The 8716-nt window shown below is 62.0% G+C and carries 11 protein-coding genes, 1 tRNA gene and 1 pseudogene; 10 read left to right on the top strand and 3 right to left on the bottom strand.

What is annotated here, in order from left to right; all coding sequences use genetic code 11:
* A pseudogene (locus tag M653_RS0122960) lies at positions 1–334 on the top strand (integrase); the annotation flags it as partial.
* A 26-nt stretch (positions 335–360) separates the two neighbouring features.
* On the opposite strand, the gene M653_RS0122955 reads toward M653_RS0122960, so the two are convergent.
* Positions 361–437: transfer RNA gene (locus tag M653_RS0122955), tRNA-Arg, on the bottom strand.
* Positions 438–896: 459 nt separating this feature from the next.
* Between M653_RS0122955 and M653_RS01000000133285 the strand changes: the two genes are divergently transcribed.
* The 6 genes from M653_RS01000000133285 (at position 897) to M653_RS0122925 (ending at position 6004) form a co-directional block, all read left to right on the top strand.
* A complete protein-coding gene (locus M653_RS01000000133285) occupies positions 897–1742 on the top strand; it encodes a cytochrome c oxidase subunit II (RefSeq protein ID WP_032935846.1) in 846 nt (281 codons plus the stop codon).
* 54 nt (positions 1743–1796) lie between these two features.
* Entirely contained in the window at positions 1797–3572 is a 1776-nt protein-coding gene (locus M653_RS0122945) for a cbb3-type cytochrome c oxidase subunit I (protein WP_027145447.1), read from the top strand.
* Positions 3569–4273 (top strand): cytochrome c oxidase subunit 3, encoded by a 705-nt coding sequence (locus M653_RS0122940; RefSeq protein WP_027145446.1) that lies wholly within the window; start codon positions 3569–3571, stop codon positions 4271–4273. Before M653_RS0122945 ends, M653_RS0122940 begins: the two co-directional genes overlap by 4 nt.
* A 39-nt stretch (positions 4274–4312) precedes the next feature.
* Positions 4313–5035: a heme-copper oxidase subunit III family protein gene (locus M653_RS0122935; protein ID WP_027145445.1), complete on the top strand. Its 723-nt coding sequence runs from the start codon at positions 4313–4315 to the stop codon at positions 5033–5035.
* A gap of 9 nt (positions 5036–5044) precedes the next feature.
* Positions 5045–5428, top strand: a complete 384-nt coding sequence (locus M653_RS0122930; protein WP_027145444.1) for a cytochrome C oxidase subunit IV family protein — start codon at positions 5045–5047, stop codon at positions 5426–5428.
* A gap of 105 nt (positions 5429–5533) precedes the next feature.
* Complete coding sequence (locus tag M653_RS0122925; protein WP_027145443.1) at positions 5534–6004, top strand: aminoacyl-tRNA deacylase; 471 nt, start codon at positions 5534–5536, stop codon at positions 6002–6004.
* A gap of 132 nt (positions 6005–6136) precedes the next feature.
* Here M653_RS0122925 and M653_RS01000000133280 read toward each other — a convergent pair whose 3' ends face one another.
* The gene (locus M653_RS01000000133280; RefSeq protein ID WP_051442777.1) at positions 6137–6985 is read right to left on the bottom strand and encodes a DUF2189 domain-containing protein; all 849 of its coding nucleotides are present in this window, start codon (positions 6983–6985) and stop codon (positions 6137–6139) included.
* 326 nt (positions 6986–7311) lie between these two features.
* Here M653_RS01000000133280 and M653_RS0122915 point away from each other — a divergent pair, with 326 nt between their 5' ends.
* A complete protein-coding gene (locus M653_RS0122915) occupies positions 7312–7698 on the top strand; it encodes a cytochrome c family protein (RefSeq protein ID WP_027145442.1) in 387 nt (128 codons plus the stop codon).
* Between the two features lie 85 nt (positions 7699–7783).
* Here M653_RS0122915 and M653_RS1000000137380 read toward each other — a convergent pair whose 3' ends face one another.
* The gene (locus M653_RS1000000137380; RefSeq protein WP_198028823.1) at positions 7784–8062 is read right to left on the bottom strand and encodes a hypothetical protein; all 279 of its coding nucleotides are present in this window, start codon (positions 8060–8062) and stop codon (positions 7784–7786) included.
* On the opposite strand from M653_RS1000000137380, the gene M653_RS01000000133275 reads away from it, so the two are divergent.
* Together M653_RS01000000133275 and M653_RS01000000133270 are read left to right on the top strand one after the other, a co-directional pair.
* Positions 8019–8354 (top strand): hypothetical protein, encoded by a 336-nt coding sequence (locus M653_RS01000000133275; protein WP_051442776.1) that lies wholly within the window; start codon positions 8019–8021, stop codon positions 8352–8354. The genes M653_RS1000000137380 and M653_RS01000000133275 overlap by 44 nt on opposite strands.
* Positions 8351–8614 carry a hypothetical protein gene (locus M653_RS01000000133270; protein WP_051442775.1) on the top strand — a complete coding sequence of 88 codons (264 nt, stop codon included), beginning with the start codon at positions 8351–8353 and terminating at the stop codon, positions 8612–8614. The genes M653_RS01000000133275 and M653_RS01000000133270 overlap by 4 nt, the downstream gene beginning before the upstream one ends.
* Positions 8615–8716: the final 102 nt, after the last annotated feature.

Genomic DNA, 8716 nt, shown 5'->3' with positions numbered 1-8716 from the left:
TGAACGCCCCCACCAGGCGCTCGGCATGGACTGCCCGGCAGAGCGTTACGCACCCTCAACGCGGCCCTATGCCGGCCTGCCCGATCTCGATTATCCGTTTCACGACAAGGCCGTCACCGTCACCACCTGCGGCCGCATCTGCTATAACAGAAAGAAGATCAATCTCAGCCTCGTCTTCGCCGGCCAGACCGTCGGCATCAAACAGGTCGAGGATCACATCTGGCTGGCCAGCTTCATGGACTACGATTTGGGATATTTCGACGATGAGACATGCAGGCTCGAACCACTCCAAAACCCGTTCGGGCCAAAAGTGTTACCCATGTCTCCGGTATAAACCGTAACCTATGGACCGCTTGAAATTGGCGCACCCGACAGGATTCGAACCTGTGACCTCTGCCTTCGGAGGGCAGCGCTCTATCCAGCTGAGCTACGGGTGCTTTCAGGAGAAGGGTCCAGAAAACGAACCAGCCAGTGAACCGGCAAGTCACGGCTTCTTAGCGGAAGCGGGCGCGGGCTTCAACGGGCAATTGAGGATTGGAGATTTCCCCTCGTAAGGCGAGGACTCTGCCGCGTATGGCGCTCGCCCCTTCGTGTCCGCTTCGCCGAGCCACCTGCCGGCGAGGCACGGGTCTCGCCCGTCCTTCGGAACCCCACTCCGCGGGGGCGAGGAACCCCGAGCCTTCCGAGCGCGCCGCGGCCCGCTTCTTCCGGTCAATCCGCGCTGTCCCTCGCTGCCCCGCCTCGCTCTTCACCGTCCGCCGCGCGCGCGTCGCCCCTGCGAAGTATGACGTTCCTCCCGCCAGCCACCTCCCCTAGTATTTCCGAAGTAAGTCGCGCATAATGAGCGCGGCCTTCCTGCGGGACAGAGTCCCTCGGAACGCCGGGAGGAACCGAGGGTGGCCGTTGTGCTCGTACTCGTTCTGATTGTCGTCGGCTCGGTGCTGTTCCATGTGCTGAGCCCTTGGTGGTGGACGCCTATAGCCTCCAACTGGGGCTATATCGACAGCACTCTCGTCATCACATTCTGGATCACCGGGACGGTCTTCTCCGCTGTCGTGCTGTTCATGGCATATTGCGTGTACCGCTTCCGGCACAAGGAAGGGCAGAAGGCGCACTACGAGCCCGAAAGCAGGAGGCTCGAATCCTGGCTGACCGTGGTCACCGCTGTCGGCGTCGCGGCATTGCTGGCGCCTGGGCTGTTCGTGTGGAGCCAGTTCGTCACCGTTCCCAAGGACGCGACCGAGATCGAGGTCGTTGCGCAGCAATGGCAATGGAGCTTCCGCCTGCCTGGCGCGGACGGCAAGCTTGGCACCTCGAACGCCCGGCTCATCGGTTCCGAGAACCCGCTTGGCATCAACCCACAGGACCCGAACGGTCAGGACGATGTCGTCGTCGTGGCGACCGATCTGCATCTGCCGATCGGCAAGCCGGTTAAGGTGTTGCTGCGCTCGATCGACGTGCTGCATGATTTCTACGTGCCGGAGTTCCGCGCCAAGATGGACATGGTTCCCGGCACCGTCACCTATTTCTGGTTCACCCCCACTAAGACAGGGAGTTTCGAAGTTCTTTGCGCCGAGCTTTGCGGCGTCGGTCACGCCTTCATGCGTGGCGTCGTGAAGGTCGACACCCCGGAGGATTATCTGGCCTGGCTGCAGCAGCAGTCGACCTTTGCCCAGATGTCGGCACCCGCCAAGGTGGGCGTGCTTGCCGCACCGGCGACGGCACAGGCGAAGGCAGAGTAAGGCATTGATGAAACCGGCCCCGAGGAGGACCGGAACGAGCGGAGAGGTTCAGGGATGGTTGACGTCACGCCTCATGGAGCAGACTTCATTCCGGCCGCGGAAGTGGCGGAGGTGGAACTCTATCACCCGCACAGCTGGTGGACGAGATACGTCTTTTCACAAGACGCCAAGGTCATCGCCATCCAATATGCCGGCACCGCGCTGTCCATCGGGCTCGTCGCGCTGGTGCTGTCCTGGCTGATGCGCCTGAAGCTTGGTTTTCCCGACACTTTCGCGTCCATCTCGCCGGACATGTATTATCAATTCATGACCATGCACGGCATGATCATGGTGATCTACCTCCTGACCGCGCTGTTCCTTGGCGGCTTCGGCAATTACCTCATTCCGTTGATGGTCGGCGCACGCGACATGGTGTTTCCCTATGTCAACATGCTGAGCTACTGGATCTATCTGCTTGCCGTTTTGGTGCTCGTCGGCAGCTTCTTTGCGCCGGGTGGACCGACAGGCGCCGGTTGGACGCTCTATCCGCCGCAGGCCATCACCTCGGGCACGCCCGGCGGGCAGGATTGGGGCATCATCCTGATGCTCGTGTCGCTGATCCTGTTCATCATCGGTTTCACCATGGGCGGCCTCAACTATGTGGTGACCGTGCTTCAGGGTCGCACGCGCGGCATGACGCTGATGCGCCTGCCGCTGACCGTCTGGGGTATTTTCACAGCCACGGTCATGGCGCTGCTGGCCTTTCCGGCGCTCTTCGTGGCCTGCGTCATGATGCTGTTCGACCGCGCGATCGGCTCGAGTTTCTTCATGCCGGCGATCGTGGAAATGGGCGCCAACCCGCTGCCGCACGATGGCGGCAGCCCGATCATGTTCCAGCACCTGTTCTGGTTCTTCGGCCATCCTGAAGTCTACATCGTGGCGCTGCCCGCCTTCGGCATCGTCTCCGACCTCATCAGCACGCATGCGCGCAAGAACATCTTCGGCTATCGCATGATGGTGTGGGCGATCGTCAGCATCGGCGCGCTCTCCTTCGTCGTCTGGGCGCACCACATGTATGTCTCGGGCATGCATCCCTATTTCGGCTTCTTCTTCGCCACCACCACGCTGATCATCGCCATCCCCACCGCCATCAAGGTCTACAATTGGGTGCTGACATTGTGGCGCGGCGACATCCACCTGACCATCCCGATGCTGTTTGCGCTCTCTTTCATCGTCACCTTCGTCAATGGCGGGCTGACCGGGCTGTTCCTCGGCAATGTGGTGGTCGACGTGCCGCTGTCGGATACGATGTTCGTCGTCGCGCATTTTCACATGGTGATGGGCGTGGCGCCCATCATGGTGGTATTCGGTGCGATCTATCATTGGTACCCCAAGATCACCGGCCGGATGCTCAACGAGGCGATGGGCCGCTTCCACTTCTGGGTGACCTTCATCGGTACCTACCTGATCTTCTTCCCGATGCACTATGTCGGGCTGGTCGGCGTGCCGCGCCGCTATCCCGAACTCGGCGATACGGCCTTCGTCCCGCCTTCGGTGCATACGCTGAACGCGTTCATCACCGTGGCCGCGCTGGTCGTCGGCTTCGCCCAGATGGTGTTCCTGTTCAACCTGCTGTGGAGCATTCGCCATGGGCGGCCGGCAGGCGACAATCCGTGGCGGGCGACGACGCTCGAGTGGCAGACGGCCGGCACGCCGCCGCCGCACGGCAATTTCGGCAAGGAGCTGCCGGTGGTCTACCGCTGGGCCTACGACTATAGCGTGCCCGGCGCGCCGGAAGACTTCATTGCACAGAACGATCCGCGCCCATTGACGCAAGGCGGTCCCGCATGATCGTGATCCTGATCTTGCTGGTAGCCGTAACCGGCGTTGTCGGCTGGTGGCTGTCGCGCCAGCGGCTGATGTCCAAGCCGTGGCTCGAGGCCGGGCCGGTCACGGCGTTTCCGCAGACGGAAGCGTCGCTCATGCATCCGGCCAAGATCGGGCTCGGCGTGTTCCTTGCCGTGGTCGGCGCGCTCTTCGCGCTCATGATCAGCGCCTATGTCATGCGCATGGACTATGCCGACTGGCAGGCCGCTCCAGCCCCGAAGCTGCTGTGGCTCAACACCGCCATGCTGGTGCTGGCGAGCTTGGCGCTGCAAGGCGCGGTGTCTGCCGCGCACAAAGCCCGACTGGACAATCTCCGGCTCGCCCTTCTCGCCGGCGCCCTGGCATCGGTGGCTTTCCTGGCCGGGCAATTGCTCGCCTGGCGCGATTTCGCCGCCGAAGGCTATTTCGCGACAGAGAACCCTGCCGCCAGCTTCTTCTATCTGCTGACCGCGATGCACGGCCTTCACATCATCGGCGGATTGGTGGCGCTCGGCCGGGTCAATGTGCGCGCATGGCAAGGCGCCCGGTCCGGAAGCCTCGTTCTGTCGACCGAGCTCTGCGCCATATACTGGCACATCCTGCTTGCCGTCTGGCTGGTGCTTTTCTGCGTGCTCATGGGCTGGGCGGATAACGTGATCGACATCTGCCGGGGGCTCTTGACCTAGACGGCCGCGCGACGGGCCGTACCGAAGGAGGAAATGCTCATGGCCGAGACCACGCTGGAACACGCCGCACCGGTCGCTCCGCGGCCGCCGGGCCTGCGCGGCATCGCGGCCGACTGGTCGTCCGACCAGAGGGCGTTCAAGAACGTCTCCTGGGGCAAGGCCATGATGTGGATCTTCCTGCTCAGCGACACGTTCATCTTTGGCTGCTTCCTGTTGTCCTACATGACCGCGCGTATGTCGACGACGGTGCCTTGGCCCAACCCGAGCGAGGTTTTCGCGCTGCATCTGTTCGGCAGCGACATTCCGCTGATCCTGATCGCGATCATGACTTTCGTCCTGATCTCGTCGAGCGGCACGATGGCGATGGCGGTCAATTTCGGCTACCGGCACGATCGCAGGAAGACGGCGGTGCTGATGCTCGTCACCGCCGCGCTCGGCGCGACCTTCGTCGGCATGCAGGCGTTCGAATGGACGAAGCTCATCACCGAGGGCGTGCGGCCCTGGGGAAATCCCTGGGGCGCCGTGCAATTCGGTTCATCCTTCTTCATGATCACCGGGTTCCACGGCACCCATGTCACCATCGGAGTGATCTTCCTGTTGATCACCGCGCGCAAGGTGTGGCGCGGCGACTTCGAAGCCGGCGCGCGCGGGTTCTTCACCAGCCGGCGCGGCCAGTACGAGAGCGTCGAGATCATGGGGCTCTACTGGCACTTCGTCGACCTGGTGTGGGTGTTCATCTTCGCATTCTTCTATCTTTGGTGAGGTGGAGCGATGGCACAGGCAGAAGCGCGCGAACACGGGCTGCAAGGACACGCCGCTCCCGCCCAGGCGGTGGGGCACGCGGAAGGCCAGCAGCACCCGATCAGGCTTTATCTCGTCGTCTGGGGCTGGCTGTTCGTCCTCAGCGCCGGCTCCTACAGCATCGACTATTTCGGCCTCCAGGGCTATCTCAGATGGGGCCTGATCCTCACCTTCATGATGCTCAAGGCAGGGCTGATCGTCGCCGTGTTCATGCACATGGCCTGGGAGCGGCTGGCGCTTGCCTATGCGATCCTGGTGCCGCCGCTGCTGATCCTGGTGTTCGTGTGGATCATGGTTCTGGAGTCCGGCTACACCGAGCTGACCCGTGTCTTGTCATTCGGCATGGGGCCATAGACGGCTCGCCGGATCGCGTTTCTTCGTTGACAGGAAAAATGACGGGAGGACAATGGGTGCCACGTTCTCTGACGCGTCCCCACCTCCAACAGAAAGGCGCCTACGATGACGATCGCAAGGAAACTCCAGGACTATATTGCCGGCAAGGGCATCGCCTACGATACCGTTGCCCACCACCGAACCTCGACCAGCAGCCAGACGGCGCAGGCAGCTCATGTTCCGGGCCGACGACTCGCCAAATCGGTGCTGGTCCATCACGAGATGGGCTATGCGCTGGCGGTGGTTCCGAGCAGCCACCGGGTCGAGTTCAACACGTTGCAAGACGTGGTCGACAGACGGCTGGGCCTCGCTTCCGAAGATGAAATCGGCGAGGTGTTCAGCGATTGCGACATTGGCGCCGTGCCGCCCTTGGGCGCCGCCTATGGCGTGCCGGTCATTCTCGACGAAAGCTTTGGCGCGGAAGACGATGTCTATTTCGAAGCCGGCGATCACAAGACCCTGGTGCATGTCACGGGCGGCGACTTCCGCAATCTGCTGAGGGATGCGCGGGTCGCTCGCTTCAGCCATCCGGCGTGAACAAGAGCGCCCGCCTCTTTACAGGGTGGGCGCCTCTCCTTCGTCGAGCAATCGGCGGCAAGACGACGCCGCCTCTATTTTGTGCATGTCATTGCCGCGTCACCCTTGCGCGCATGCATCGGGCAAGTCGGGTCAGCTCCCTTTGCGTGTTTTTGCCTTGGCTGGGGCAGGAGCAGGGGCTGGCATCGGTTCGATCAGCTTGCGGTAAAGGTGCCAGGTCGAATGGCCGAGCACGGGCAGGACCACGGCCAGCCCGACGAGCAGCGGCAGCGAGCCGAGACCCAGTGCAACGGCGACGATGAGACCCCACAGCAGCAACGGCACGGGGTTCGTCATGACCGCTCGCGCCGAAGTCTCGACAGCCGCGTAGGCGCCGATGTCGCGGTCGAGCAGCAGCGGGAAGGCGACGACCGTGGTGCTGAGCACGACAAGGGCAAACAGAAAGCCGATGAGGTTGCCCAGAATGATCAGCGTCCAGCCGCGCTGCGTGGTCAGCACATCTGCGATAAAGCTGAAGAACGATGCCGGCGCGGCGTCGCCATAGAGGTACCCATAGAGCGCGCGCGCGGTTACCAGCCAGGCGATGAACAGCACCACCAGCATGACCCCGAGAGCGGCGATAGCCGGCATGGCGGGCGATTTTCGGACGTCGAAGGCATGTCGCCACGACGCGTCGAGTTGCTGTTCGCGCCGGCGGCTGATCTCGTAGAGGCCAAGCGCGGCGAAGGGGCCCAGAAGCGCGAAGCCGGTCATCAGTGGGTAGACGAGCTGAAGCGCGTTGCCGCCGGAGCTCCAGGTGATCAGTACGATACCGGCAACCGGATAGATCAGGCATAAAAAGACGTAGTGCGAGGGTTTTTCCCAAAAATCGTCAAATCCCCGGCGAAGCGCGTCAAAAACATCCGCAACCCCTATCCGGCGGATAGCGGGATGTTCGAGCTTGCTGCCGGTGCCTGCTGCGTAGACATGGAAATTTGCCATGACCATTCCTCCAGGATCGGGCCCGGTTCGGTCGCGGCTTTCGGTGCTGCCGTCTGCGTGACTGGCCACGCGAAACCGCGACCTGCACCGCCGGGATCATAGCATTGTTCCCAGGCCTTGTCGCGTTCGGCGGCCCGATCTGCAACCTAAATACGGCGTGATGCGTTACCCTGCGCGGCATTGTAGCGCGTGGCGTCGAAAAGTAGCCATGCAACCCGCTAATTTTAGCCTTGTGCATGTCGCTGTCCCAAAACCAAGGTTACTTTCGGGCGACATGCGATCGCATCCACGGTGCGGACAGCGCCGATTTGAGGGAGGAGAATGCCATGAGACTGACCGCGGCCGTTCTTGCAATTTCATTTATCGCGACCATTCCGGCCTTTGCAGCGGGCGATGCCGATGCCGGCAAGAAGATCTTCACCAAATGCATGGTCTGCCATGAAGCGGCGACCGACAAGGACAAGATCGGTCCCTCCTTGCACGGCGTCATCGGCCGAAAGGCAGGTTCGCTGCCGAGCTTCCAGGCCAAATATTCCGACGCGATGAAGAAGGCGGGTGCAGGCGGGCTGGTCTGGGACGAGGCCAATATCGCTGAATACATCAAGTCGCCGAAGACAAAGGTGCCCGGCAACAAGATGCCCTTCGCCGGGCTCCCGAACGATGCCGACATCGCCAATGTGATCGCCTACCTGGAAGCCGCCGCCAAGCAGTAGAGGCGGCGCCGGCGAAACTGGGATGCCCGAGCCTGGACTCGGAGGCGGGTGATGCTTGCCGAGGTGCGGCGAATTTATGCCAGAGTCATGCGAAAGTTGCCGCACCCGAGGCGATCAGGGCGGACCCTTTCGAAAGACTTCCCAACACTCCCCGATGCCCCAATGTTCCGTTCTTACGCGGGGCGAAGCGCGCGCGCAGCCTCAGACACAATTCAGAAATAAACCAGAAAAATTCCAGAAATCGTTCGGGCGTAGAATTGGCTGGAGAGGGTTTCATCGGCTGCCGCACCCGCGGCACTTGTTCGGATTGGCGACAAGCGATGCAAAGGTTCTCGATCAGCTTGATGAGTGCGTTGCTCGGCATTTCGCTCGCCACCGGTCCGGTCGAAGCTGGCGAGGCAAAGGTTGCGGCGACCCGAACCGAGCGCTGCACCAATCTCAGCCGCCAAGTTGACGAAGCTCTCGAAACCCATGCCGCGTCAAGGCAGGTCACCGCGGCGAAGGCACTGCAAAGAAAGGGAAACCGGTTCTGCGCCAACAAGAAGCAGGCACAGGGAATCCGAATGCTCGCAAACGCCGTGAAGCTGCTTGGCGTGACGCCGATCGATCCCGATGCAGTGAAAACCGACCTGCATAGCAAGGAGAAAAAACCATGAAAAAGTCCCTTCTCTCCGCCCTCGGTCTCGCCGTTGCCCTGGCTTTGTCGATGCCGGTTCCCGGCACCGCCGCCGCCACCAAGACGACCGCTCCAGCTGCGACCGCAACGACCACGATGACCAAGACGGCAACGGCTGCGAAGCCGCACCAGAACAGCGTTGTGGCCAGGAAGGCTTGCAAGCCGACCAAGAAGCACAAGTGCCCGGTAAAGCACAAGAAGCACACCGCGAAGACCGCGGCGTCCAAAAAAGCCTATTAACACCGCCATGCCATGAGAAGGCTGTTCCATTTGCATTCGGTTGGGGCGGCCTTTTCCATGGTGGCCGACGCGGAGCTGCCCATTGGCTCCCCGGCTGCTTCG

It is taken from the genome of Mesorhizobium sp. WSM3626 (assembly GCF_000513935.1).
In the GTDB taxonomy this organism is placed as follows: domain Bacteria; phylum Pseudomonadota; class Alphaproteobacteria; order Rhizobiales; family Rhizobiaceae; genus Mesorhizobium; species Mesorhizobium salmacidum.
Note: the sequence above shows the minus strand (reverse complement) of the source record. Positions and strands in the feature narration are given on the sequence as shown.

Bases quoted from the DNA above. Each gene is read 5' to 3' on its own strand.
- M653_RS0122945 (WP_027145447.1), top strand. From the start codon at position 1,797: ATGGTTGACGTCACGCCTCATGGAGCAGACTTCATTCCGGCCGCGGAA.
- M653_RS0122935 (WP_027145445.1), top strand. From the start codon at position 4,313: ATGGCCGAGACCACGCTGGAACACGCCGCACCGGTCGCTCCGCGGCCG.
- M653_RS01000000133280 (WP_051442777.1), bottom strand. From the start codon at position 6,985: ATGGCAAATTTCCATGTCTACGCAGCAGGCACCGGCAGCAAGCTCGAA.
- M653_RS01000000133270 (WP_051442775.1), top strand. From the start codon at position 8,351: ATGAAAAAGTCCCTTCTCTCCGCCCTCGGTCTCGCCGTTGCCCTGGCT.
- M653_RS0122925 (WP_027145443.1), top strand. From the start codon at position 5,534: ATGACGATCGCAAGGAAACTCCAGGACTATATTGCCGGCAAGGGCATC.
- M653_RS0122940 (WP_027145446.1), top strand. From the start codon at position 3,569: ATGATCGTGATCCTGATCTTGCTGGTAGCCGTAACCGGCGTTGTCGGC.
- M653_RS0122930 (WP_027145444.1), top strand. From the start codon at position 5,045: ATGGCACAGGCAGAAGCGCGCGAACACGGGCTGCAAGGACACGCCGCT.
- M653_RS0122915 (WP_027145442.1), top strand. From the start codon at position 7,312: ATGAGACTGACCGCGGCCGTTCTTGCAATTTCATTTATCGCGACCATT.
- M653_RS01000000133275 (WP_051442776.1), top strand. From the start codon at position 8,019: ATGCAAAGGTTCTCGATCAGCTTGATGAGTGCGTTGCTCGGCATTTCG.
- M653_RS1000000137380 (WP_198028823.1), bottom strand. From the start codon at position 8,062: ATGCCGAGCAACGCACTCATCAAGCTGATCGAGAACCTTTGCATCGCT.